General features: G+C 73.4%; 20 protein-coding genes. 6 read left to right on the top strand and 14 right to left on the bottom strand.

Annotation, left to right across the window (positions count from 1 at the left end; all coding sequences use genetic code 11):
• Window positions 1-32: 32 nt before the first annotated feature.
• The 5 genes from HDA32_RS12150 to iolB form a co-directional block, all read right to left on the bottom strand.
• Complete coding sequence (locus tag HDA32_RS12150; protein WP_179643292.1) at window positions 33-686, bottom strand: fasciclin domain-containing protein; 654 nt, start codon at window positions 684-686, stop codon at window positions 33-35.
• 74 nt (window positions 687-760) lie between these two features.
• Window positions 761-2332, bottom strand: coding sequence for a molybdopterin-dependent oxidoreductase (locus HDA32_RS12145; RefSeq protein ID WP_179646640.1), 1572 nt, complete (start codon window positions 2330-2332; stop codon window positions 761-763).
• 225 nt (window positions 2333-2557) lie between these two features.
• Window positions 2558-4900: a lysylphosphatidylglycerol synthase domain-containing protein gene (locus HDA32_RS12140; RefSeq protein ID WP_179646639.1), complete on the bottom strand. Its 2343-nt coding sequence runs from the start codon at window positions 4898-4900 to the stop codon at window positions 2558-2560.
• Between the two features lie 280 nt (window positions 4901-5180).
• Window positions 5181-5909: a peptidoglycan recognition protein family protein gene (locus tag HDA32_RS12135; protein WP_179643291.1), complete on the bottom strand. Its 729-nt coding sequence runs from the start codon at window positions 5907-5909 to the stop codon at window positions 5181-5183.
• Between the two features lie 116 nt (window positions 5910-6025).
• Window positions 6026-6904 (bottom strand): 5-deoxy-glucuronate isomerase, encoded by an 879-nt coding sequence (gene iolB / locus HDA32_RS12130; protein ID WP_179643290.1) that lies wholly within the window; start codon window positions 6902-6904, stop codon window positions 6026-6028.
• A gap of 162 nt (window positions 6905-7066) precedes the next feature.
• Between iolB and HDA32_RS12125 the strand changes: the two genes are divergently transcribed.
• From HDA32_RS12125 to HDA32_RS12115, 3 genes are all read left to right on the top strand, one after another.
• Window positions 7067-7867, top strand: coding sequence for a GntR family transcriptional regulator (locus HDA32_RS12125; RefSeq protein ID WP_312863147.1), 801 nt, complete (start codon window positions 7067-7069; stop codon window positions 7865-7867).
• Between the two features lie 175 nt (window positions 7868-8042).
• Window positions 8043-9602 carry an aldehyde dehydrogenase family protein gene (locus tag HDA32_RS12120; RefSeq protein ID WP_312863146.1) on the top strand — a complete coding sequence of 520 codons (1560 nt, stop codon included), beginning with the start codon at window positions 8043-8045 and terminating at the stop codon, window positions 9600-9602.
• A gap of 147 nt (window positions 9603-9749) precedes the next feature.
• On the top strand, window positions 9750-11012 hold the full coding sequence (locus tag HDA32_RS12115; protein ID WP_179643289.1) for a PA0049 C-terminal domain-containing protein: 1263 nt from the start codon (window positions 9750-9752) through the stop codon (window positions 11010-11012).
• A gap of 42 nt (window positions 11013-11054) precedes the next feature.
• Here the strand turns inward: HDA32_RS12115 and HDA32_RS12110 are convergent, their stop codons facing one another.
• From HDA32_RS12110 to HDA32_RS12085, 6 genes are all read right to left on the bottom strand, one after another.
• Window positions 11055-12776: an ABC-F family ATP-binding cassette domain-containing protein gene (locus HDA32_RS12110; protein ID WP_218882422.1), complete on the bottom strand. Its 1722-nt coding sequence runs from the start codon at window positions 12774-12776 to the stop codon at window positions 11055-11057.
• A 299-nt stretch (window positions 12777-13075) separates the two neighbouring features.
• The gene (locus tag HDA32_RS12105; RefSeq protein WP_179643288.1) at window positions 13076-13894 is read right to left on the bottom strand and encodes an energy-coupling factor ABC transporter ATP-binding protein; all 819 of its coding nucleotides are present in this window, start codon (window positions 13892-13894) and stop codon (window positions 13076-13078) included.
• Window positions 13891-14751 carry an energy-coupling factor ABC transporter ATP-binding protein gene (locus tag HDA32_RS12100; RefSeq protein WP_179643287.1) on the bottom strand — a complete coding sequence of 287 codons (861 nt, stop codon included), beginning with the start codon at window positions 14749-14751 and terminating at the stop codon, window positions 13891-13893. The genes HDA32_RS12105 and HDA32_RS12100 overlap by 4 nt, the downstream gene beginning before the upstream one ends.
• Window positions 14748-15533, bottom strand: a complete 786-nt coding sequence (locus HDA32_RS12095; protein WP_179643286.1) for an energy-coupling factor transporter transmembrane component T family protein — start codon at window positions 15531-15533, stop codon at window positions 14748-14750. The genes HDA32_RS12100 and HDA32_RS12095 overlap by 4 nt, the downstream gene beginning before the upstream one ends.
• A complete protein-coding gene (locus HDA32_RS12090; RefSeq protein WP_218882421.1) occupies window positions 15530-16468 on the bottom strand; it encodes a histidine kinase in 939 nt (312 codons plus the stop codon). Before HDA32_RS12090 ends, HDA32_RS12095 begins: the two co-directional genes overlap by 4 nt.
• Window positions 16469-16856: 388 nt before the next feature.
• Window positions 16857-17837 carry an NAD-dependent epimerase/dehydratase family protein gene (locus HDA32_RS12085; RefSeq protein ID WP_312863145.1) on the bottom strand — a complete coding sequence of 327 codons (981 nt, stop codon included), beginning with the start codon at window positions 17835-17837 and terminating at the stop codon, window positions 16857-16859.
• Here HDA32_RS12085 and HDA32_RS31755 point away from each other — a divergent pair.
• The gene (locus HDA32_RS31755; protein ID WP_312863144.1) at window positions 17815-18435 is read left to right on the top strand and encodes a GntR family transcriptional regulator; all 621 of its coding nucleotides are present in this window, start codon (window positions 17815-17817) and stop codon (window positions 18433-18435) included. The two genes, HDA32_RS12085 and HDA32_RS31755, sit on opposite strands and share 23 nt — an antisense overlap.
• Before the next feature lie 181 nt (window positions 18436-18616).
• On the opposite strand, the gene HDA32_RS12075 is transcribed toward HDA32_RS31755, so the two are convergent.
• From HDA32_RS12075 to HDA32_RS12065, 3 genes are all read right to left on the bottom strand, one after another.
• Window positions 18617-19291, bottom strand: a complete 675-nt coding sequence (locus HDA32_RS12075; protein WP_179643284.1) for a DedA family protein — start codon at window positions 19289-19291, stop codon at window positions 18617-18619.
• Window positions 19292-19394: 103 nt separating this feature from the next.
• On the bottom strand, window positions 19395-20084 hold the full coding sequence (locus HDA32_RS12070; RefSeq protein ID WP_179643283.1) for a GntR family transcriptional regulator: 690 nt from the start codon (window positions 20082-20084) through the stop codon (window positions 19395-19397).
• 174 nt (window positions 20085-20258) lie between these two features.
• Complete coding sequence (locus HDA32_RS12065; RefSeq protein WP_179643282.1) at window positions 20259-21506, bottom strand: molybdopterin molybdotransferase MoeA; 1248 nt, start codon at window positions 21504-21506, stop codon at window positions 20259-20261.
• Window positions 21507-21699: 193 nt separating this feature from the next.
• On the opposite strand from HDA32_RS12065, the gene HDA32_RS12060 reads away from it, so the two are divergent.
• A complete protein-coding gene (locus HDA32_RS12060; RefSeq protein ID WP_179643281.1) occupies window positions 21700-22716 on the top strand; it encodes a 2-dehydropantoate 2-reductase in 1017 nt (338 codons plus the stop codon).
• 106 nt (window positions 22717-22822) lie between these two features.
• On the top strand, window positions 22823-24781 hold the full coding sequence (locus tag HDA32_RS12055; RefSeq protein WP_179643280.1) for a molybdopterin oxidoreductase family protein: 1959 nt from the start codon (window positions 22823-22825) through the stop codon (window positions 24779-24781).
• The last annotated feature ends 200 nt before the right edge of the window (window positions 24782-24981 follow it).

Here is a 24981-nt window from a genome sequence, read left to right as displayed (position 1 = left end):
CACCGCAGAGCCCATCCGGGATGGGGTCGGGGTCAGTCCCCCGGCATGAGAACGCCGTCGATGACGTAGACCGTGGCGTTGGCGGTCTGGACGTTACCGCAGACGACCGAGGCGGCCTCGTCGTTGACCGTGAACTCCTCACCGGAGCCCGAGGTCGTGACCTCCTCGCCCTGCAGCGAGGTGAAGGTGCCGTCCTCCAGGTCCGAGGGGCCGTGGCGGCCCTCGACCACGTGGTAGGTCAGCACCTCGGTGAGCTGATCCTGGTCCTCCAGCAGCGCGTTGAGGTCCTCCTCCGGGATCTCCTCGAAGGCGGCGTTGGCCGGCGCGAAGACGGTGATGTCCTCGGCGTCGTTGAGCGTGTCCACCAGATCGGCCTGGGTGACCGCGTCCACCAGCGTCGACAGCAGCGGGTTGTTGGAGGCTGCGGTGGCCACCGGGTCGTCGGCCATGCCCTCCACGCTGCCCTCGCCCTCCGTGGGCACGTCGGCGCAGGCCGGGCCGAACGGCTGGTCCATCGCCATCTCGGTCCCGTCGGTCTCCATCGGCGACTCCTCGGTCATCTCCGGGGAGGCGCCCGTGTCCTCGCCGCCGTCCTCTTCGGCGCCGCCGCCACCGCCGCCGCAGGCCGCCAGGCCGAACGCCAGGGCCGCCGCCGCGGGGAACGCCATGAACCGCTTCGCACTCATTGCACTCGCTCCTTCACTCTGTGTTACTGCGTTTGGGTGGGCGGTCCCGGACGGGGCCGCTCCCCGTGGTCAGATCACTCGACGATGACCTGGACCGAATGCCAGCCGCTGGCCCCGTCGGGGATCGGCTCGGCACGTTCTGAAGTCTGGGTGTAGCCGGTGGCGTCGGTCGCGCGGACCTCCAGGGTGTGTCGGCCCTCGGTGGCCTCCCACTCCCAGATCCACTGACGCCATGTGTCGATGTCGGGCACTTCGGCCAGCTCCGCCCGCGACCACTCCCCCTCGTCGACGCGCACCTCGACCGCCTCCACCCCTCTGTGCTGGGCCCAGGCGACGCCGGCCACCGCGATGGTTCCCGGCTCAAGCCGTTCCAGCGGGCCGGGCACGTCGATGCGCGACATGGTCTTGATGGGCGCCTTCACCGCCCAGCCGCGCTGCGCCCAGTAGGCCTGCTCGTCGGCGAACCGGGTGAGCTTGATGTCGGTGACCCACTTGGTGGCGCTGACGTAGCCGTACAGGCCCGGGACCACCATCCTCACCGGGAAGCCGTGCTCGAAGGGCAACGGCTCGCCGTTCATCGCGAAAGCCAGGATCGCGTCGCGGCCGTCCATGACCACATCGGTGGGCGTCCCGCAGGTCCAGCCGTCGGTGGAGGTGCTCAGGATCTGGTCGGCGCCGCCCTGCACGCCGGCCTCGCGCAGCAGCTCGGCCAGGCTCACCCCCAGCCAACGGGTGTTGCCGACGAGCTCGCCGCCGACCTGGTTGGACACGCACGTCATCGTGATGTCGTACTCGCCGACCGAGCGGCGCAGCAGGGTCTCGAAGTCCAGCTCGACCGGGCGGTCCACCAGGCCGTGCACGCGCAGGCCCCAGTCCTGCGGGGAGACGCGCGGCACGGTCAGCGCCGTGTCGATCCGGTAGAACTCCCGGTTGGGCGTGGTGAAGGGGGTCAGGCCCGGGACGTCGAGGTCGACGCCCTTGGGCAGGGGCGGCAGCGGGGAGTCCGGGGTCGGCAGCCGCACGGCCGAGCGCGAGGCCCCCGCCGCGGACCCGCCGACCAGGAACCGCCCGATGCCGCCCGAGGCTCCGGCCAGCGCCAGGACTCCGGCCCCGGCGAGCATGAAGCGCCGCCGCTCCATGCCCCCGCCCTGCCCGGCCTGCGAGCCGGTTCGCAGCAGCGGGACCGCGCGGGCCGACAGCAGGTACAGGGCCGCCGCGCCGACCAGGACTCCGACCAGGACCGGCAGCACCGCCAGGGGCTCGACGTTGCGGCGCGCGAAGGCCGCGACGACGCCGACCGCGGCGAAGACAGCGAGACCGGCGTAGCCGACCGCCGGACGGCGCAGCGCCGCGTACCCGATCGCCACGGCGAACAGCGCGAGGACCGCGACGATGCCGGCCAGGAGCACGACCTTGTCGTAGATCCCGAAGACCGCGATCGCGAACTCCTTGAGCGGAGCCGGGCTGTAGTCGACCACGGCGTCACCGACCACCACCACCGGGCTGGCCTGCGGCGAACCGAGCAGACCGGCGGTCAGCTCGGCGGCGCCCAGGGCCGCGGCGGCGGTCAGCAGGCCGGTCACCGCGCCCAGGGCGATGCGCCGGCCCCGCGGGGGTCGGTCGGTCCGGTTGCTCGCGGTCGTCATCACGTCGGGTATTCGACGCGGTGGACCGGGCCGGATTGGTGTTCGGCGGATTTTTTCGAGATTGGTCCCGAACCAGGCCCCGACCAGGCCGGAAAGGGCCATCGAACTTCGACCACCGGACTTGCGGGACGAGACGGACATCCGACACACAGACCCGCTATGCCGCCGGCGCTACGCGCACCGCGACAGCCGACCCCCCGTACACACCCGGTCTTCCAACACCAATCAGATCGCCTTCTTGCGCTGCAGGTGGTGGAAGGCGCCCCAGCCGGGCAGAACCGGCAGCCAGAACGTCAGCAGCCGGAACAGCAGCACCGCCGGCAGCGCGACGGCGGCGGGCACGCCGGCCACCGCGGTCAGGCCGCCGAGCAGGGCGGCCTCGACCGCGCCGAGCCCGCCCGGCGAGGGCGCGGCCGAGCCGATCGCGTTGCCGGCCAGGAAGACCACCGCCACCGCGGCGATGCCGGGGGCGCCGCCGAAGGCCGCGACCGAGAAGTACAGGCACAGGATGAAGCCCACGGTGAGCAGCAGCGTCCCGCCCACGCCCATGGTCAGGCGTCCGGGCTTTTGCAGCAGGTCCAGCAGTTGCGGCAGCACGCCCTGGAAGTAGGGCCTGGCGCGGTTGAGCACCGCCCTGCGCAGGCCCGGCAGCAGCAGCACCGCGGCGACCAGCACCGAGAGCAGGGCCGCCACGACGATCAGGGTCGCCGACGGGGAGAAGTCGGCGGGGTAGGACGTGCCGGTCAGGTAGGCGCACACCAGCAGCAGCGGGACGTGCAGGACCAGCCCGACCATCTGGGAGACGCCGACGGCCGAGATCGCCAGCCCGGTGGAGGCCCCGGCCTTGGCGACGTAGCGGGTGTTGAGGGCCAGCGACCCCAGCCCCGCGGGCGCGGCGATGCGGACGAAGGAGGCGGCGAACTGCACCAGCACGGTCCGCCACAGCGGCAGCCGGATCGGCACGAACCCGATCAGCGCCATCGCGGCGGCCACCATGCACATCAGCGCCATCGCCAGCGCCGCGGCCGCCCACCCCAGCTCGGCGTCGCGGATGGTGGTCAGGTCGACGCCGGCCAGTTGGTAGGCCAGCACGAACCCCACGACGGTGGCGACGACGACGCTGACCACGGTGCGCGGCCGCATGCGCTCGATCCTGGCCTGGCCGGCCGGGGCGTCGGGGGCGATCCGGGTGATCTCGGCCCGGATCTCGCCCAGCGACTGCGAACTGCTGCGCAGGCGCTGGCGCAGCGCGCGCGGCAGCCCTGCGGTCTGCAGGAACGGCAGGGTCGCGGCGACGGCCGCCGTGCCCAGCCGCCGCACCGCCGAGTCCACCGCGCGGCGGGCGCCCACGCGCAGCGCGAGCGCCGTCATCAGCGCCGCGATGTCCAGGGACGCGGTGAACGCCCCGGCGGCGACGCTGCCGGTGGACATGCCGGCGAAGACGATCCGGCCGTCGGTGCGCACCCCGATGGTGCGGCCGCTGAGGTTGCGGTGGGCGATGCGGTGCCGGTGCAGCAGGCTCAGTTCGGCCCAGATGTCGGCGAGGCGGGCGTCGGTCAGCTCCGCGGCGTCGAGGTCGTCGAGGGGGCGGGCCCTGCGGTGCTCGCGCACCAGCACGGCGGTTCCCGGGCCGAGCTCGCCGATGGCCAGCAGTCGGGGCGAGGCCGCGCCGGCGGCCTGGGTGGCGTAGTCCAGCAGCGCCGCGTGCTCGATCCGCCGGGACAGGCTCAGCAGCACCGGCGGCGCGGCCGGGTCGCGCAGAGCTAGGCGGGCGAACAGCCGGGTCCAGACGCCCGTGGCGATGTCGGCGCGCAGCAGCACCACGTCCAGGCGCCGGTCGGTGGTGTCCGCGGCGAAGCGCTGGTTGCCTTCGGTGTCGGTGCCCTCGCTGACCAGGTCGAGCGGTTCCAGGCCGAAGCTGCGCAGTTCGCGGATGAGCCGCTCGGAGGCCGGGGCCGGGCTGGCCAGCCCCACGGCGTAGCGGGCGATCGAGGCGCAGGTCCAGCCGAGCAGGAAGGTCAGCAGCAGCCCCAGGGAGGTGGTGAACCCCGACAGCAGGACGGAGGCGGAGGTGACCGCGATCCCGATCCACATCGCCAGCCGGATTCTGGGCAGGTGCGCGGGGCGCACCGCGCGGGCGTAGCCGATGACCGCGGCGAGGTAGCCGTGCAGCGGGTGGTTGAGCACGCCCTGGGGCCCGGAGGCCGACAGCACGTCGGGCAGGCCGGTCGGCCCCGCCAGCGCGATCACCGTCGCGTTGACGCCCGCGGCGAGGGCCACGCCCAGCCCCGCGGCGGCCAGCGAGCGCCCGATCTGGCGGAACTCGCGGTGGATGAGCCGCTCGACGGCGATGGCGCAGACCAGCACGATGACGGTGAGGTTGGCGATCCCGGCCGTCAGCGCCAGCAGCGACGGCGAGACCAGGGCGCGCAGCTCCTCCGGCCGGGCGGTGTCGGTGCCGTCGGAGGTGACCCGCACGATCAGCAGGATCACGGCGAGCAGGAGGGCTCCCACCAGCGCCAGCAGCAGGTCGAGGGGGCGGCGCGCGATCGTGCGCACGTCGTCCATCGCGTTGCCCGCGGCCCCGCGCGGATCGGCCTCTGCGACTCTCACGCTCTACAGACTGCCGCACCCGCCGCGGTCCCGGCACCAGGGTCCCCGCGTGTCTTGCGGAGGGGCGGGCCGGACCCGGCCAGCGGCCCCGGCCCGCCCCGCGCTCATCGGACTCCGACCGCTGCGCTCGCGGGGCGAGACGGGAGTTTCAGGGACCGGACCCGCTGTGCCGCCGGCGGCTTGCGTGCACTGCGACAGCCGCTCTCCCTGCGCGAACCCGGTCGCCGAACATCAGTCAGGTGATGGGCGCCTCCCAGGCGGCGCGCCAGGTGACCGGGCCCACGATGCCGTCCCGCCCGATGTTCTTCTCGGCCTGGAAGCGCTCGCACACGCGTTTGGAGGCCGGGCCGTAGGCGCCGTCGACGGCGATCGTCCAGCCGCGTTCGCGCATTCGCCCCTGCCAGGTGGTGACGGAGGGGTGCCGGGTGATCGGCGGGTAGCTGAGGTAGACGCCGGGCCAGGGCGGCGCGGTGCCGCCGTCCCCGCCCCCGCCTCCGGAGCCGTCGGCGGGCATGCCGGCGCGCACCCATGCGTAGAGGTCGTCTCCCGGGCAGTCGGTGGAGTTGACGTCGCGGTGCCCCCTGCGCGCCAGCGTGCGGCCGGCCAGCCGGTTGGCCTCGTCGTAGAGGGTCCTGATCGCCTTCTTCGCCGCCGGTGTGGCGTCGCCGTCGCGGCCGATGAAGCACACGCCGACGCCCGAGGTGTTGTGGCCGGTGGCGTGCGCGCCGACGACCAGCCAGCCGCGGCCCTCGTAGGCCCTGCCCTCGCGGTCCACCAGGAGGTTGTAGCCGATGTCGGACCAGCCGTTGGAGTCCATGTGGAAGTCCTGGATGGAGCGCACGGACTGGGTCGGCGGCCCCTCGGAGTAGTGGACGACGAACTCGGTGCGGGCCGACCACGAGGTGGTCGAACGATCACGGGGAGCGCGGGCGCCCCATTCGGAGCGGGTGATGATGTTGACCATGCCCCCAGCATGAGCAATCACGAGGAGTCATGGAAGACGGACGCAGAATAATCATCCGGTTTTCTCCGCCGCCGACCGGAAGGCGCCCTGCGGGCCACCGGGCGGGCCCGCCCGCATCACCCGTCGGCGGCGGGCGCGGTGTAGAAGGGCAGGCGGGGGTCGGCCTCCTGGGCGGCCCATGTGCCGCGCACCCAGGCGTGGGCGGGGTCGTCGCAGATCAGCCAGGCGCGCTCGGGCGAGGGACCGGCCATGACGTTGAGGTAGTACATGTCGTAGCCGGGGACCGACATCGACGGGCCGTGCCAGCCGTCGGGGATGAGGACGACGTCGCCGGTGCGCACCTCGGCGAGCACGTCGGTGGGGCGGTCGGGCCCCGAGGGGTAGACGCGCTGGTAGCCGATGCCCTCCCCGGCCGGGCCGGGCGCGATCTCGAAGTAGTAGATCTCCTCCAGCCGCGACTCTCCCTCGCGGTCGGTGTCGTGCTTGTGCGGCGGGAAGGAGGACCAGTTCCCGGCGGGGGTGATCACCTCGACGGCGATCAGCCTGTCGGCCTCGAAGACGTCGGCGGCGCAGAAGTTGTTGACCTGGCGGCTGGCCCGGCCGGCCCCGCGCAGCTCCACCGGGACGCCGGAGGCCGGGCCGTAGCGGGCGGGCAGCCGCCGCTCGCAGCGCGCCCCGGCGAGCGCGAACCGGCCGCCCCCGGCCGAGGTGATCTCGGCGCGGGCGTCGCGCGGGAGGTAGGCGAAGTCGGTGACGCCGGTGAGGACGCCCTCCCGCCCGTGGAGCTCGAAGGTCCGGCCGTCGCAGGCCACCGTGCAGCCGCCCGACAGCGGGAGCACGACCCATTCGGAGTCGCCGGTGTCGAAGGCGTGGCGCCGCCCCGACCGCAGTTCCAGGACGCGCAGCGAGGAGTGGTCCCAGCCGGCCGACTCCGGATCGACGCGGGTGGCGTAGGGGCCGGTCGCGGTGCTGCCGGCGGGGCGGTGCATGCTCATGGTCGCAGACCTCCTGGAGACGGGTGTCGCGGCGGCCTCGACGCCCGTGGAGGCCGGCGGCGACGGCTCGACAAAGTACTACTAGGCGCCGGGAAAGCGCGTCAAGTATTTGTCTTGACATACTGACTTCACGACCTCCTGTCCGATTGGTATGGTGATCGCGTGACGACCTCCGAGACCGCGCCCCAGAGCACACCGGCCGGCCGCGACCGGGCCTGGGACCCGGGCGCCGAGATCGCGGTCGACCACTCAAGCCCGATGCCGCTGTACTTCCAGATCGCCTCGCAGATGGAGGCGGCGATCGACTCCGGAGCGCTGCCCCCGGGCACCCGCCTGGACAACGAGGTGCAGTTGGCCCGCCGCCTGGGCCTGTCCAGGCCGACCGTGCGCCAGGCGATCCAGACGCTGGTCGACAAGGGACTGGTGGTGCGCAAGCGCGGCGTCGGCAGCCAGGTCGTGCACAACAGGGTGAAGCGGTCGCTGGAGCTGAGCAGCCTCTACGACGACCTGGCGGCCATCGACCAGCAGCCCACCACGCGGGTGCTGGCCAACGTCGTCGAACCGGCCCCGGCCTCCGTGGCGCGCGCCCTGGACGTCGCGGAGAAGAGCCAGGTGTGGCGGCTGGAGCGGGTGCGCTTCGCGCGCTCCGAGCCCATCGCGCGCATGTGCAACCACCTCCCGGCCGACCTCATCCCCCTGCCCGCCGACGATGTCCTGGAGGACAAGGGGCTCTACCAGCTACTGCGCGGCGCCGGCGTGCGGCTGCACGCGGCGCGCCAGACGATCGGCGCCCGCGCGGCGACCCGGGCGGAGTCGGAGCTGCTGGAGGAGGCCGAGGGCGCCCCGCTGCTGACCATGGAGCGCACGTCCTACAACGCCGAGGGCAGGGTCGTGGAGTACGGCACGCACCTGTACCGCGCCTCCCGCTACTCCTTCGACTTCTCCCTGCGCGGCTCGGGCTGACCCCGCCCGGGGCGCGCCCCTGCGGACGCCCCGAGCCACGCGCCGCGCCCGCCAGGTTTCGGCCGCCCCCTTCGCGGCTACATCAGCAGCTGACCCCGGACACACCTGGTGTCACGCACCGTCGGCCCCTCGGGACCGACGGTGGTCCCATCTGTCCAAGAGCAATGGAGCACCTGTGACAGCGACGCCCCTCGACCTCCGTTCCGTCATCGCCGGTGAGCGGCTGGCCGCCGCCGACCGACCGCTGGCCTCCGTCAACCCCTCGCGCACCGCCGAGGTGGTGGCGCAGGTGAGCCTGGCCGGACGGGCCGACTTCACCGCGGCCTGCCGCGCGGCACAGGAGGCCCAGGCCGAATGGGCGCGGGTGCCCGCGCCGATCCGCGGCCAGGTCATCGCCAACATCGGCGAGCTCGTGGCCGCCAACAAGGAGGCGCTGGCCCGCTCGGTCACCCGCGACATCGGCAAGACGCTGGGCGAGGCGCGCGGCGAGGTCCAGGAGATCATCGACACCTGCGAGTACTTCCGCGGCGAGGGGCGCAGGCTCTACGGCCAGACCGTGCCCTCGGAGATGCCCGACAAGCAGCTGTTCACCTTCCGCAACCCGCTGGGCGTCGCGGCGATCATCACCGCGGGCAACTTCCCGGTCGCGGTCCCGTCCTGGTACATCATCCCGGCGCTGCTCACCGGCAACGCCGTGGTGTGGAAGCCGGCCGAGTACTCCGCGGCCTGCGCGTGGTCCTTCTACGAGCTGTTCTCCCGCGCCGGCATCCCCAGGGGCGTGCTCAACATCGTCTACGCCGACGGGGAGGAGACCTTCGCCGGGCTGGAGCAGGCGCTGGGCGAGGGGCTGGTCGACAAGGTCGGCTTCACCGGCTCCAGCGCCGTGGGCGCGCGCATCGGCGAGCTGTGCGGCCGGCACCTGCAGACGCCCTGCCTGGAACTGGGCGGCAAGAACCCGATGGTGGTCACCGAGGACGCCGATCTGGAACTGGCCGCCGAGGGCGCGCTGTTCTCCGGATTCGGCACCGCGGGGCAGCGCTGCACGTCGCTGGGCACCGCGATCGTGCACGAGGGGGTGCACGACCGCTTCGTGGAGCTGCTGGCCGGGGCCACGGCCGCGGCCAGGGTCGGCGACCCCACCCGCGACGTGCTCTACGGCCCGATGATCAACGAGCGCTTCGCCGCACGCTACGAGTCCTACCTCGGCTGGATCGGCGACCACCACCGCGTGCTCGGCTCCACCTCCACCGGCCGCATCAGCGCCGCCAACCCGCGCGAGGGCTTCGTCGGCGACCCCGGGGACGGGCTCTTCTACCACCCGGTGATCCTGGACGGGGTGCGCCCCGAGGACAAGGTGTTCACCGAGGAGACGTTCGGCCCGATCATCGGCGTGACCACCTACCGGCACCTGGAGGAGGCCGTCGAACTGGCCGACCTGCCCGGCTACGGGCTGTCCTGCGCGATCTACACGACCGACCCGAAGAAGGCGTTCGACTTCCGCTCCGGCATCGGGGCCGGCATGGTCAGCGTCAACAACTCCACCTCCGGGGCAGAGGCCCACCTGCCCTTCGGCGGCAACGGGCGCTCCGGCAACGGCGGCCGGCTGTCGGGAATGTGGGTGCTCGACCAGTTCACCCGCTGGCAGTCGATGAACTGGGACTACTCGGGCCGGCTGCAGAAGGCCCAGATGGACGTGCTGGAGATCGACGCCGAACTCGGTTTCCGGCTGGACTGAGAGCCCGACCGGTGCCGCGGTCCCGAGCACGGCCCGGGGCCGCGGCACCGGCGTGTCCCGGGCCGACGCACTCCGGGTCGACTCCTCCCGGTCCGATGTAGTACGTTCCGACGGGTGATTTCGCGGATCCGGAGGGTGATAACCGAAATGCGTTCCACGATGGCGCGGGTGTCGGCGAGCGCGCTGGTCATCGCACCGGTGCTGGTCGGCGTCGCCCCCGCGCACGCCGAGCCCGGCGGCTGCCTGGACTCCTCGCTCCCGGTCACCATCGAGGAGGCCCGCGTCGCCGAGGACGTGCCCCGCGACATCCTGCGCCGGTCCGGGTTCGACACCGCGGCCGCCGACTTCGCCGAGGCGCTGTGCGGCGCGCGCGGCACCGAGGACGCGCGCGAGGCGGTCGAGCGGCACGGCTCACGCCTGTGGCGCGACGCGGTGCGCCGCGTCCAGGGCAAGGGGCCGTCGAGCGGGGACCTCAGCGCCGGCGACGACCGGCCGCTGTACTGGGCGCGGCTGGGCATGACGGCCGCGCTGCGCCAGTGGCGGCCCTCCTTCGACCTGGACGAGGCCGAGCGGGCCGGGCTCATCGCCGACCTGGAGCGCCGCTCCCGCGGCCACGACACGATGGACTTCCCCGCGGGCTCGGGTGTGACGCGCATCGTGGTCACCGGCTTCGACCCGTTCGGGCTCGACACCGACATCCGCCAGGCCAACCCCTCCGGCGCCGCGGCGCTGGCCCTGGACGGGCGGGTGGTCCGGACCGCCGACGGGATCGCCGTCGTCCAGACGGCCATGTTCCCGGTGCGCTGGCGCGACTTCACCGACGGCATGGTCGAGGAGGCGCTGCTGCCCCACTACGCCGGGGAGCACCCGGCCGACGCGGTGATCACCGTCAGCCAGGGCCGGGCCGGACGCTTCGACCTGGAGGCCCACAACGGCGCCTGGCGCGGCGGTTCGCCGGACAACGAGAGGGCCGGCCGGGCCGAAACGGTTCCGATCCCCGAGGGCGTGCCCACGGTCGAGCCGCAGCCGCAGTGGTCGGACTCCACCCTGGCGCGCGGGGCCGTCGCGGACGCCGACACCGGCCGCTTCCCCGTCTACGACAACACCGAGGTCACCGAGATCCCCGCGGGCGGGACCGAGCCGGTGGTCCGGCCCGACGGGCCCACCCCCGGCTCCACCGCGCGCAAGGGCGGCGGCGGGAACTACCTCTCCAACGAGATCGCCTACCGCAACACCCTGCTGCGCGACGCCACGGGCCGCGACGTCCCGGCCGGCCACGTGCACACCCCGATCCTGGCCTTCGGCCGGGGCAACACCGGCGAGATCACCGATCCCGGGTTCGAGCGCGACCGCGCCGACATCGTGGCCCAGGTCCGCGCGATCACCACCGCGGCGATGGAGGCGTCCTGACACGGGGACCCGCACCTGGCCGCTGACGCCGGTTCCCCGTCGTCAGCGGCCGTTGCCGTCGCCGGAGGCCGTCGTCGACCGACTACCTTTACGGCGTGGATTCACCTCCTCCGCGGCGCGGCCGGCGACCAGGTGCAGTCGCGGTCCGTCCCATCCGCGCCGCAGCCACCGATCGTGGGTGGCGGCCACGACCGCGCCGGGGGCCGTCCGCAGCGCCTCCTCCAGCTCATCGGCCAGGGCGAGCGAGATGTGGTTGGTGGGCTCGTCCAGCAGCAGCACCTGCGGGGCCGCGGCCACCAGCAGCGCCAGCGCGAACCGGCGCCGCTGCCCCACGCTGAGCACCCCCACCGGCCGGTCGATGTCGCGCGGCGCGACCAGGCCCAGCTCCGCGAGCGCGGGCGGGCCGGTGCTCGCGGCCGTCATGGCCGCGTACAGCCGCCGCGGCGTCAGTTCCGGGCGCCGGAACCCGACGTCCTGCTCCAGCAGCGCGACGGTGATCCCGCACCGCCACCGCACCGACCCGGCGCCCGGCTCCAGGCGCCGGGCCAGCACCTGCAGCAGCGTCGACTTGCCCGCGCCGTTGGGCCCGGTCACCAGCAGCCGCCCGTCGACGGGCAGGTCGAGGCGGTCCAGCGCGAGCCGGTCCGGGACCTCGATGCCGCGCGCGATGAGCGCGCTGCCGCCGGCCGCGGTGCCGCCGGTGAGCGCGGAGTCGAAGGACAGCGGCCTGGGCGGCTTGCGGACCTGGTCGCGCTCCAGTTCGGCCAGGCGGCGCCGGGCGTTGCGGACGCGGCGCGAGATCTGCTTCTGCACCGCCTTCCCCATGCCGTCGTAGTCCACCTTGTTGCCGTCCTTCATCGGGCGGAACTGCCCGACCTGGCGCGCGGTGGAGCGCACCGACTGCCGCAGGCGGCGCAACCGGTCCTGCTCGGCGCTCCACTGCTGCTCCCAGCGCTGCCGCTCCACCTTCTTCTCCCGCAGGTAGTGGGTGTAGGCGCCGCCGTAGCAGGCGGGGCCGGACCGGGAGGGGTCGAGGTCGAGGATGCCGGTGCACACCTCGTCGAGGAACACCCGGTCGTGGCTGGCCAGCACCACCGCGCCCGGCAGAGCACGCAGGTGGGACTGCAGGAACTCCACCGCGTCGTCGTCGAGGTGGTTGGTGGGCTCGTCCAGCAGCAGCGCCCGGGGGCGGCGGACCAGCAGCGCGGCCAGGCCCAGCCGGGCGCGCTCGCCGCCCGACATCTCCGCCGGCCGGCGCTCCCGCTCGATCCCGGCCAGGTCCAGCCCCGCCAGCACCACCTCGGCGCGCCGGTCGGCGTCCCACACGTCGTGGCCCTCGGCCTCCTCCAGCGTCTCGCCGTAGGCGGCGAGCAGCGCCGCGTCGCCGGGGCGGTCGTTGAGCGCCTCGGCCTGCTCGGTGAGGCGCCGCTCGATCGCGCGGCTCCCGGCCAGCGCCTCCTCGACGACCTCGGCGAGCGTCATCTCGTCGGGGTAGGGCACCTCCTGGTGCCCGAACCCGATGTCGCGGGGCCGGGCGACCTCCCCTGCGTCGGCGTCCTCGACACCGGCCAGCAGGCGCAGCAGCGTGGACTTGCCCGCGCCGTTCTCGCCGACCAGGCCCAGGCGGTGGCCCGGGGCGACGTCGAGGGACAGGCCGTCGAAGACGGGGTGCGCGCCGTAGGCCTTGGCCAGGTCGCGGGCGCGCAGGACCGGTGCGGAACCGGCGTCGGCCGGCGCACCGAGGAGAATCGAGGAATGCGGCAAAACGGACCACCCTGCTCTCTTCAGCGGGCGTGGTCCCCGATGTGCGCCGACGCGCGGGCACGGCGACGAGAAAAGCCGCGGGCGGGTGCGGAGGAGGACATCGAGGCCACGCCGAAAGGACGTTCGGCAACACCCGCCGGGCAGTGGCTCAGCGGCCCTGATGCGGGGCGAACCGCCTCGGACGCGGGTTGGACTCGATGTCAGTGACGCACGGAACCGACGCTAACCGGGCCGCCCCCGCGGAGGCAATCGGTTTTTCCACCGGGAGCGGTGCGGGGGCGGCGCGGCCGGGCGCAGGGTCAGCCGGCGGCGCGGCGGGCGCGCAGCTCGTCCAGGAACTCCGGGACGGTGGTGGCCGTCGCGCCGTCCCAGCCGAGCTCGGTGGCCAGCCGCATCGTCTGCGGCGGCTCGACCGCGGCCTCGGCCAGCTTGTCGGGGCGGCCGAACACCTGCGCGGGCGTGCCGTCGGCGATCACCCGGCCCTGCGCCATGGCGACCACGCGGTCGAAGTGCTCGGCGCAGAAGTCCATGTCGTGGCTGATCGCGATGACCGTCGTGCCCCGTCCGTGCAGCTCGGCGATGATCTCGACGATCCGGCGCACCGCGTCGTGGTCCTGGCCGGTGGTGGGCTCGTCCAGCACGATGACCGGGGTGTCCATGGCCAGCACCGAGGCCAGTGCGACGCGCTTCCGCTCGGCCGGGGACAGATGGTAGGGGTGGTGGTCGGCCTGCTCGGTCAGCCCGGTCACCTCCAGCGCCCATTCGGTGAGCCGCACGGCCTGGGCCTCGTCGGCGCCCAGGTTGCGCGGGCCGAACTCCACGTCGGCCCGGACGGTCTTGGCGAACAGCTGCTCCGAGGGGTTCTGGAAGACGTAGCCCACCTTGGCGGCGAGTCGCGCGATGCTCTTGCCCGCCGCGTCCTCGCCCGCGATGGTGATCCGCCCCCGGCCTGGCTGGTAGATGCCGTTGAGGTGGCGGGCCAGCGTGGTCTTGCCCGCGCCGTTCTGGCCGATGACGGCGACCCGCTCGCCCCGGGCGATCTCCAGGTCGACCCCGTTGAGCGCGCTGACCCCGCTGGGGTAGCGGAAGTGCAGGTCCTGGATGTCGATGATGGTCATGCCCCCGCCTTCCCTTCGAGGACGCCGCGGAAGCCCTCGGCCGCGGCGTCCAGCGTCACCGGCAGCCTCCGGTCCTGCTCCCACAGCCCGTCGCGCCGGGCTTCGGCGGCCGCCGTGGTGAATCGGGTGGCGCCCAGCCCCCATCCCGCCATGCGCGCGTCGGTGAGGATCCGGCCCGGCTCGCCCTCGGCGACGATCCGGCCGTCGACGAGCACGTGCAGCTCGTCGGCGTGGTCGGCCAGCAGCTCCAGCTTGTGCTCGATGAGCAGCACGGTCATGCCCGACTCGCGGATCGCGGCGAGCGACTCCACCACCATGCGCGAGCCGGCCGGGTCGAGCTGGGAGGTGGGCTCGTCCAGGATGAGCGCCTCCGGCCGCATGACCAGCATGGAGCCGACGGCCACGACCTGCTGCTGGCCGCCGGAGAGCTCGTAGGGCGAGCGGTCGGCCAGGTGCTCGATGCGCAGCAGCTCCAGCACCTCTGCGACGCGGTGCCGCATCTCCGCGTGCTCCACCCCGAGGTTCTCCAGGCCGAACGCCAGCTCCTCGCGGACGCTGAACCGGGCGCCGGAGATCTGGTTGAACGGATCCTGCTGGACCAGGCCCACGCGGGTGACCAGCTCCGGCAGCGGGGTGTCGGCGACGATCCGCTCGTCGACGGTGACGCTGCCGGTGTGCTCGCCGCCCTGGGCGTGCGGGATGAACCCCGCGGCGGCGAAGGCCAGCGTGGATTTGCCCGATCCGCTCGGCCCGACCAGCCCGTGGAACCGGCCGGGCCGGATCCGCAGGTCGACGCCGTGCAGGACCGGGGCCTCGCTCGTCGGGTAGGCGTAGCTGAAGTCGTGGAAGGTGATCACAGGACCCCCAGCGTGTTGAGGACGATCGCGGCGATCGCGAGCAGGATCATGATCCACCGGGCCGCGCGCTGGGCGGTGGAGTCGGGCACGATGGTGTAGGCGGTGGGGTGCACCGACGCCCCGAAGGCGCGGCTCTCCATGGCCAGCGAGCGGTTCTCCACCTCGGTGAGCGCGCCGAGCAGCAGCGGCCCCATCAGCGGGATCAGCCTGCGTCCGCGCGCGAGCGCGCCGCCGGCCCCGATGTCGAACCCGCGCGCCTGCTGGGCCTGCAGGATCGCGTTGGCCCGCTCCTGGAAGGCCGGGATGATCTGCAGCGTCGCGCTGACGACGTAGGCGATCTTGGGCGGCAGGCCGGCCTGCGACATCGCGGTCATCAGCGTACCGGGGTGGGTGGTGAGCAGCAGCAGGATGAACGCCCCGACCATGACCAGCAGCCGCAGCGCGGTGGTGCCGGCGAAGAGCAGGCCCTCGGTCTTGACCGCCAGCGGGCCGAACTCGGCGAGCACGGTCCCCGGGTCGGGAAAGGTCAGGCCCTGGATCAGGAACAGGATGACCAGGAACGGCGCGAAGAAGCCGAAGACGAGTTTGACGAACCGCCCGAAGACGCCGGCCGCCAGCGCGCCCGGCACCTCCAGCAGCACGAACAGCGCGGCGGGCCACCACAGGTCCTCGGCGCCGAACGCGGCGACGGTGACGGAGACGACGAACGCCAGCTTGGTCACCGGGTTGAGCCGGTGGATCCAGCCCTCGCCCGCCTGGTAGAAGGTCAGCGACGAGCTCATGAGCGTCCTCCCTCGGCCGGACCGTCGGCGTCGCGGGCGTCGCCGCGGGTGGCGCCCGCGCCCTGGGAGCGCGGGTCCGGGGAAGCGAGGACGCCCTCGCCCTCCGCCGGCCGCGCCCCGCCTCGCAGGACCGATCTGGTGCGCGGGGAGAACACCGAGTGCGTCCGCGCGAACGGGAAGCGCTGGGAGAAGCGCATCGGCAGCGCCCGCAGGATGACGATGGCGACGAGGAAGGCGATGGCCTTGTCCAGCGGGTCGACGGTGAGTCCCTGCAGGATCGCCGCGCCGAGGGTGTCGATGCCCAGCGCCTGGAAGATCGCGACGATCGCCGAACGGCCGGCCGAGGCGTTGGCTCCGCCGAAGACGAACGCCGAGATCGGCCCGGACACGACCGCAGCGGCGACCCCGGTGACGGCCCCGGCGATGACGGCGGTGAGGATCCGGCGGGTCCAGCCGTAGCGGGCGAACAGGCCGGCGAGCAGGCCGATGACCACCTGGGTGGTGGAGAAGGGCAGGGACGCGGGGCTGATGCTGATGCCCCAGATGACGTTGCTGAGCGCGCCGGTCGCCGCGCCGGCCGCTGGACCGGCGAGCACGCCCACCAGGACGGTGCCGATGGAGTCCAGGTAGAGCGGCAGGCCGACCATGTTGTTGATCTGGCCGGCCACGATGTTGATCGCGATGGCGATGGGCAGCAGGGTCACCGTGGAGGTCGGCATGCGGACCATGGCTCCGGCGATGATGAGTACCGAGCCCAGCAGGTAGCCGACGAGCGCGATGAGCGCGGCCGGTCCGACTCCGGCGCCGCCCACCAGGCTTTCGGGCCGCCACACGACCAGGTACAGGTAGGTGGCCGCGATGACCGCGGCCCCCACGGCGATCAGCAGCCACGGCGGGAAGCGGCGCGCGGCTGGAGTGGCTGGGGCGTTCCCCATTGATCCCCCCGGTGCAGGCATGATGGTGCGGCGGCGACGGCGCCGGCCGCGCCCCTGGTGGGCGGCGTGCGGCACGGCGTCGCTTGTCGCGCCACTTGAGTCACGGCCCGCAACGATACCGGTCGGCGCGCGTGCACCGGCCCTCCCGGTCCCCTCCTCCGCCGCGCCGGGCGGGCGAGGGCTGCTGTACGGCCCCGCCGGCTGCCGGGCGGCGGGCGGTCCGCGGTGGAAAGGCGGCACCGAGGGCGGCGACGGGGCCGGGGAGCCCACAAGGTGGCTGCTCTCTCGGCGGCCTCGGCCTTATCGGGCTTGTTCAGGCGGTTTCAGGCCCCGCGGCGTCAAGGCCCCACGGCGTCAAGAGGCGTCGGCGGAGGCGGGCGGAGCCGGGTCAGGCGATGAGGCCGTCGCCGATCAGACCGGTCTCGGCGGCGCGGGTCTCGGCGACGGCGGTGATGATCCCGTCCAAGGCGGTGGTGGGCGCCCATCCGATGAGGTCGCGGGCCAGCGCGACGTCGGGGACGCGGAAGTGGACGTCGGTGTAGCCGGGACCGTGCACGGCCTCGTGCGGGACGGTCACGATGCCGCTGCCGGAGTCGGTCAGGGCGCGGACCCGGCGGGCGAGGTCGGCGATGGTCGTCTCCTCCGCGCCGCCGAGGTTGACCGCCCGGCCGTGCGCCCGGGGCTGCTCGACCAGTGCGACCAGCGCGGGCGCGATGTCGCGCACGGAGCAGAAGGAGCGCCGCTGCGTGCCGTCGCCGTGCACGGTCAGGGGGCCGCCCCGCAGGGCCTGCTCCACGAACACCGGGATGACCGGGGCGCACCGGCCGTTCTGCCGGGGCCCGGTCACGCCGAACAGCCGCACGGTGACCGTGCGCAGGCCGTACTCCCGGCGGTAGCGGTCCATCAGCAGCTCGCCGAGTCCTTTGGTGACGGCCGAGCACCAGCGGCGGCTCAGGGGCGAGCCGAGCACCCTGTCGTCGTCCTCGCGCAGCGGTTTCCCGTGGCTGCGGCCGTAGATCTCGCCGGAGGAGGCGAACAGCACCCGGCGGTCGCCGTCGGCCGCGGCCTCCAGCACGGTCTCGGTTCCGGTGACGTTGGTCCGCATCGTCTCGATGGGGCGGTGCTCGGCCGGGCTCGCCCGTACCGGGGCCGCCAGGTGGAACACGGTGTCGCACCCGGCCATCACCCGGCGCACGCACGCGGTGTCCAGCACCGAGCCGCGCACGCATTCCAGGTCCGGGTGGTGCCTGAGGTGTTCGAGGTTGCGCGGGGAGCCGGTGGACAGGTCGTCCAGGACGACGACCCGGTGCCCGAGGCCGAGGAGGTGGTCGACGAGATGGGAGCCGATGAACCCGGCTCCCCCTGTCACCAGGGCTTTCATGTCTCTCGCAATCTGCCGGCGCGCGGTCGCCGCGGACGCGGCCCGCCCGGCGAACGGACCCGTTTTCACTGCCGGTAGCCATACAACTACACCCGATCGCGATCCGGGGGAAGGGCGGGCGGGCGTGTTTCCCCGGCCGGACCAGGGCGGACGCGGATCGGGCGCACCCGGGCGGCACCGGCGGCGAGGCGCAAGAGACGAAGAGAGGCCACGGCCCGAAGCAGGTTCGCGGACCGGGGCCTTCGCGCCGAGGACCAAAGGCTCTATGCGGCTTCTTCTCTCTGCGGCATTGAGGCCACCGCGGTCCGGGATGGCCGCTTCGGCGTGCTCACCGTTGACCGTCGAAGTCCGTGGTACGTGCCCGAAGAAGGACGACGAACCCGAGTGGGTGCAGATCGCAGACATTCTCCGTGGCCGGATCGAAGACGGGACCTATGCGCCGGGTACCCGGGTCCCCTCGGTACTCCAGCTACAGGAAGAGTTCGGAGTCGCGGTCACCACCGCGCAGAAGGCGCTGACGGCCCTGAGGTCCGAAGGTCTGACCAAGACAGTCCGAGGCATGGGTTCCTACGTCGCCCGGGCATGAGAAGCACCTCGGACACTCTCGCGTGTCCGAGGTTCTGTGTCTCAATCAGGTCACGGTTCTACGAGAGGTTTCCCGCCCTAAAACCGGTGTCTTCCCAGCTCAGGACCTAACCACCTTTAGCGGACTCTAAGGCCGCACAGCAGGCCGTGGCCGCTCGATCGCCGCCGGCGCAGGCGGAGCGCTACCGGTCGCGGTCCTCCTCCTCGTCGGCGCGGCGGCGGGAGCGGCGGACCTGTGCGGTCCGGGAGACGACGAAGTAGCCGACGGCCAGGACCATGGCGGCGACCACGACCCATTGGAGCGCGCCGGTGTAGGACTGGACGACCGCCCAGCTCTCCCCCAGCAGGTAGCCGGCCGTGATCAGGGCGGTGTTCCAGATCAGGCTGCCCAGGGCGGTGAAGGTCAGGAAGGTGGTCATCCGCATGCGCTGGATGCCGGCGGGGATGGAGATGAGGCTGCGGAAGATCGGGACCATCCGGCCGAAGAACACCGCCTTGGCGCCGTGCCGGTCGAACCACGCCTCGGCCCGGTCCACGTCGGAGACCTTGACCAGCGGCATCCTGGCCGCGATCGCGCGGGTGCGGTCGCGGCCCAGCAGCGCGCCGACGTAGTACAGGACGAGCGCGCCGGCCACCGATCCCAGCGTCGTCCAGATGATCGCGCCGGCCAGGCTGATGCCGCCCCGACTCGCGGTGAACCCGGCCAGGGGCAGCACGACCTCGCTGGGAATCGGCGGGAAGAGGTTCTCCAGGGCGACGACCAGTCCGGCGCCGGGAGAGCCCATCGTCTCCATGATGCCGGTGACCCATCCGGTGATGCCGCCCGTCGCCCGGACCACGGGGCCGGCCGCGTTCATGCCCGGCCCCCGATCGGAGTGCCCCGCCTCCGGTGTCCGCTCATGGAACCGACGCTATGTCGGCGCGGCGCCGACGGCCAGGAGGCGGGCCCGGGCCGGGTCCTCAGCCGGCGCTGACGCCGTCGATCTGCTCGTGGTAGGTGCGGCGGGTGCGCTCGGTGTGCTCGCGCATGAGGCGGGCCGCCTCCGTCTCGTCCCTGGCCACGATGGCCTCGATCATGCTGGCGTGCTCGTCCCAGGAGGCGCGGCCGCGCGAGCGGGCGATGGGCGCGTAGTACCAGCGCACCCTGCGGTCGACCTGGGCGGCCAGCTCGGCGAGCACCCGGTTGCCCGACACCTCGGTCACGCTGCGGTGGAAGTTGGCGTTGGCGGTGACCACGGCGTCGACGTCATCGTCGTCGACGGCGGTCACGCCCTCGCGCCACAGCCGCCACAGCAGGTCGATCTCCTCGGGCGCGGCGTTGCGGGCGGCCAGCCGGGCCGATTCGGTCTCCAGCAGCGCACGCACCGCGAGCAGCTGGTCGGCCTCGCTCTCGGTGGGCTGGTGCACGAAGGCGCCGTATCCGGGGCGCAGGTCCACCCACCCCTCGTTGCTGAGCCGCTGCAGCGCCTCGCGCACGGGCTGGCGGGAGACGCCCAGCTGCACGGCGAGCTCGCTCTCGACGAGGTGCCGGCCGGGGTGCAGTTCCCGCGTGATGATCAGGTCCAGCAGCGCTTCGTAGACGGCTTCCCGCAGCGGCACCGGGCGCTGGACCCGACCGGTCGCCGTGCCGTTCAACGGCTGGGAGGACATGAGGACCACTCCATCTCCGCGACGCGGTGCCCACGGCGGCGCCCCGATCCGGCATCGGCACGCTCATCGTCTGTTGTCCACAGTATACGAAAGACAGATCCGGTACCGGGCGGACGCCGGTCCGCCGCCGCGGCCGCACCCGCCGCCCCGCTCACCAACGCGACCGCCTCCCCCTCATCGCGGCAGTTCCACCAGTTCCACCGGGTGCGCGGACCCGCCCCCGCCCTCGGCCCGCGGCGGGATCACCGCGAGGGCGTCGGCCAGCGCGCTCCCGCGCAGGGTCGCCGAGCCGGCGTGCCCCACGGGCGCGGCGCCGTCGCCGTGCACGCGCACGCCGACCAGCCTGGTGTCGAGGGGGTGGGCGGCCACGTCACCGAGCAGGCGGGCGCGGCGCCCGGCGTGGGCGGGGTCGGCCCGCCCCGCCAGCGCGGCCAGCGCGGGAACCAGCAGGGTCAGCGCCGCGACGAGCGCGGCGTTGGGGTTGCCGGGCAGGCCGACCACGATCGGGCCGCCGGTGAGGGCGGCCAGCATCTGGGGGTGTCCCGGGCGGCAGGCCACGCCGTCGACCACGGGTCGGGCCCCCAGCTCGGCCAGCGCGGTGCGCAGGTGGTCGGCCGGGCCGACGGAGGAGGCCCCGCACACGGCGACGACCTCGGTGCCGGGGTCGTGGGCGACCGCGCGCAGCGCGGCGAGCAGGGGGTCCAGGCCGTCGGGGACGTGGCGGCGGGTGACCAGGGTGCCGCCGGCCCAGGCGACCAGGCCGGGGAGCACGGGACCGATCGCGTCGCGCACCGCCGCGGGGCCCGGTCGCCCCGAGGCGACCACCTCGTCCCCGGTGACCAGCGCGGCCACCCGCGGACGGCGCACCCGCAGGGTGTCGTGGCCGAGACCGGCCGCCAGGCCGAGCAGCGCCGGGGTGACCACCGCACCGGCCGGGGCCACGGTGGCCCCGGCCGGCACCGCCTCACCTCGGCGGCGGATGTGGCGCCCCGGCCGCACACCCCCGATGACGGTGCCGCCCTCGACGCGACCGGCGTCCTCATAGGGCAGCACCGCCTCGGCTCCCGCGGGAACGGCGGCCCCGGTGGCGATCTCCAGGGCCTGCCCCGGGAGCAGGGCGGGCACCGCGCGGCGGTCGCCGGCCAGCGCGCGGCCGACCACCCGCCAGGGGCCCGCCCCGGCGACGGCGTAGCCGTCCATAGCGGCGCTGTCGCACGCGGGGACGGCGACCGGGGACACGAGGTCGTCGGCGAGGGCCGCCCCGAGGGCGAGGTCGAGCGGGACCCGGGCCGCATCGGGCCGGTCGCCGCCGTGTGCGCGGGTGGCCGCGAACTCGCGGGCGGCCTCGCGAGCTCGCGGCCACGACCGTGGGCGGTGCGCGGACGGCACCGGGTGCGCGGCGACCGACAAGACGTCCTCCATCGATTCTCCTCCACCCTCATCAGCCCTACGCGCCCGCTACCCGGATCGGGCACCGCCGTACAGAAGAACCGGCAAAGTTCCCGATCGCCTCGGTTCCGGCCGCCTTTCTATCCGCCACCCTCTGGTCGCGGCCCGATCGACACTCTTTAGCATACTGTATACAACACTGTTCGTCACAGAGAAAGGACAGCCCATGCGAATCGCCGTTCTGGGAGCGGGCGCCATCGGCGCCTACGTGGGGGCCGCGCTGCACCGCGGCGGCGCCGAGGTCCACCTCGTCGCCCGCGGCGCCCAACTGGAGGCGCTGCGCACCGGTGGTGTGCGCGTCCTGAGCCCCCGCGGTGACTTCACCGCCCGGCCGCACGCGACCGACGACCCCCGCGAGATCGGCCCGGTCGACTACGTCTTCCTCGGGCTCAAGGCCCAGCACTACGCCGCCTGCACCCCGCTGCTGCGCCCCCTGCTCGGCCCGGCCACGGCGGTGATCGCCGCGCAGAACGGCATCCCCTGGTGGTACTTCCACGGCGTGGACGGCCCCTACGCCGGCTACCGGATGACCAGCGTCGACCCCGGCGGCGCGGTCAGCAGGGCGATCCCGGTGGAGCGCGCGATCGGCTGCGTCGTCTACGCCGCGACCGAGATCGCCGCGCCCGGCGTCATCCAGCACATGGAGGGCACCCGGTTCTCCATCGGCGAGCCCGACGGCAGCGTCTCACCGCGCTGCCTGGCCTTCAGCGAGGCGATGCGGGCCGGCGGGCTGAAGTGCCCGGTCGAGCCCGATCTGCGCGAGGACATCTGGGTGAAGCTGATGGGCAACATCACCTTCAACCCGCTCAGCGCGCTGTCGCGCTCGACCATGGCCCAGATCTGCCGCAACCGCTCCACCAGGGAGCTGGTCACCACGATGATGAACGAGACGCTGGACGTGGCGGCGCGGCTGGGCGTGCGGCCGTCCATCTCCATCGAGCGCCGCCTGGCCGGGGCCGAGCGCACCGGCGACCACCGGACCTCCACGCTGCACGACGTGGAGCGCGGCCGGCCGATGGAGCTCGACGTCATCCTGACCGCCGTGGTCGAGCTGGCCGACCTCACCGGTGCGGCCGCCCCGGCCCTGCGCGCGGTCAACGCCGCGGCCTGCCTGCTCAACGAGCGCCTGATGGAGGCTCCGGCCGCGGCGCCCGCGCCGCAGCCGACCGCACCGCAGGCCTGAGGAACCCGCCCGCGGCGGACTCTTTCGACCTTGCCGTCCCCATTGAGGCCGCATACTGTAGACAGTATTTCGAGCCTTTGGCCACGACGACCCAAGCGAGGCCACATTGCGATCAGACGACAGCCGCACCGCCCCCTATCAGCGCCTCACCCGCCCACTCGTGCGCGACAACGGCGAACTCCGCCCGGCCTCCTGGGACGAGGCCCTCGACCGGGCGGCCGAAGGGTTCGCGCGCAACATCGACCGGCACGGCCCCAACGCCTTCGGGATGCTCTCCTGCGCCCGGGCCACCAACGAGATGAACTTCGTCGCGCAGAAGTTCACCCGTACCGTCATCGGCACCAACAACGTCGACTCCTGCAACCGCACCTGCCACGCCCCCAGCGTCGCCGGGCTGGCCGCGGCCTTCGGCTCCGGCGGCGGGACGTCGTCCTACCAGGAGATCGAGGACACCGACCTGGTCATCCTGTGGGGCGGCAACCCGCGCTTCGCCCACCCGATCTTCTTCCAGCACGTGCTCAAGGCGGTGCACAACGGCGCCCGCCTCTACGTGGTGGACCCGCGCCGGACGTCCTCCGCGGAGTGGGCCGACCGCTGGCTGGGGCTCAACGTCGGCACCGACATCCCCCTCGCCCACGCCATCGGCCGCGAGATCATCCACGCCGGTCTCACCAACGACACCTTCATCGGCCGCGGCACCAGCGGCTTCGAGGAGTACCGCGCGCTGGTGGAGCCGTGGACGCTCGCCGCGGCCGAGGCCGAGACCGGCGTGCCGGCCGAGGCGATCCGCGAGCTCGCGCACGCCTACGCCCTGGCCGAGCGCGCGCAGATGTGCTGGACGCTGGGCATCACCGAGCACCACAACGCCACCGACAACGTGCGCGCGCTGATCAACCTGTCCCTGCTCACCGGGCACGTCGGCCGCTACGGCTCCGGGCTCAACCCGCTGCGCGGGCAGAACAACGTGCAGGGCGGCGGCGACATGGGGGCGATCCCCGACCGGCTGGCCGGCTTCCAGGACATCCTCGACCCCGAGATCCGGCAGCGCTTCGAGACCTCCTGGGGCCGCACGATCCAGCCGCGCCGCGGCCTGAACCTGACCCAGATGTTCGAGGCCGCCGACGAGGGCGAACTGACCACGCTCTACATCATCGGCGAGAACCCGCTGCAGTCGGAGCCGGAGACGGAGAAGACGCTGCGGCGGCTGAACGCGCTGGACCACCTGGTGGTCCAGGACATCTTCCTGACCAGGACCGCCGAGCAGGCCGACGTCGTGCTGCCGGCCAGCGCATCGTGGTGCGAGTCCGACGGCACCTTCACCAACAGCGAGCGCCGCGTGCAACTGGTGCGCAAGGCGCTGGACCCCCCGCCGGGCGCCCGCGACGACATCCACATCATCTGCGACATCGCCACCCGCATGGGGCTGCGCTGGGACCCGCCCAGCGCCGAGGAGGTCTGGAACGAGGTGCGCTCCCTGTCCCCCATCCACCGCGGCATGTCCTACGGGCGGCTGGAGGAGCTGCACGGCATCCAGTGGCCCTGCCCGTCGGAGGAGCGCGTGGAGCCGAGCTACCTGCACGAGCGGCTGTGGTCGCCGGATCCGGCCGTCCGGGGCGAGCCCGCGCCGTTCGGCATCGTGGGCCACTCGCCGCCGGTGGACCTGCTCGACGCCGACTACCCGCTGCGGCTGACCACCGGGCGCCGGCTGGACGACTACAACACCGGCGTGCAGACCAGCGGCTTCTCCTCGCCGCTGCGCCGGGGCGAGCTGCTGGACGTCTCGCCCGAGGACGCCGCCCGCCTGGACCTGGCCGACGGCGAGGTCGTGCGGGTCTCCTCCCGGCGCGGCTCGGTCCTGGTCCCGGTGTCGGTCGAACCCTCCATGCGCGAGGGGCTGGTGTTCATGACCTTCCACTTCCCGGACCAGGTCGACACCCAGTTGCTCACCATCGACGCCACCGACCCGATCGCCGGCACCTCGGAGTACAAGGCCGCCGCGGTGCGGATCGAGAAGGCCGAGCAGCCCTCCCCGGCCGGGGAGGGCGCGGTCCCCGCGGGGACCTAGAGGCGGACTGAGGGCCTTGTCGGGGCCGGGGTCGTGCAGAACCCCGGCCCCAGGGGGCGTGAACCTCAGCCGCAGGAGGGGGTTCGTGCGGGTGCGGTTCCCTCGCGTGGCCGAAGGCCCGTTGAGTGAACTGCGCACCCGTGCGCGAAGCGGACCCGCCACCTTGAGCTCGGACCGACACCGTGGTTTCGGCCTGGAAC

This window comes from Spinactinospora alkalitolerans (assembly GCF_013408795.1).
GTDB lineage: Bacteria > Actinomycetota > Actinomycetes > Streptosporangiales > Streptosporangiaceae > Spinactinospora > Spinactinospora alkalitolerans.
The sequence above is the reverse complement of the archived record's forward strand: the minus strand, read 5'-3'. Positions and strand labels throughout refer to the sequence as shown.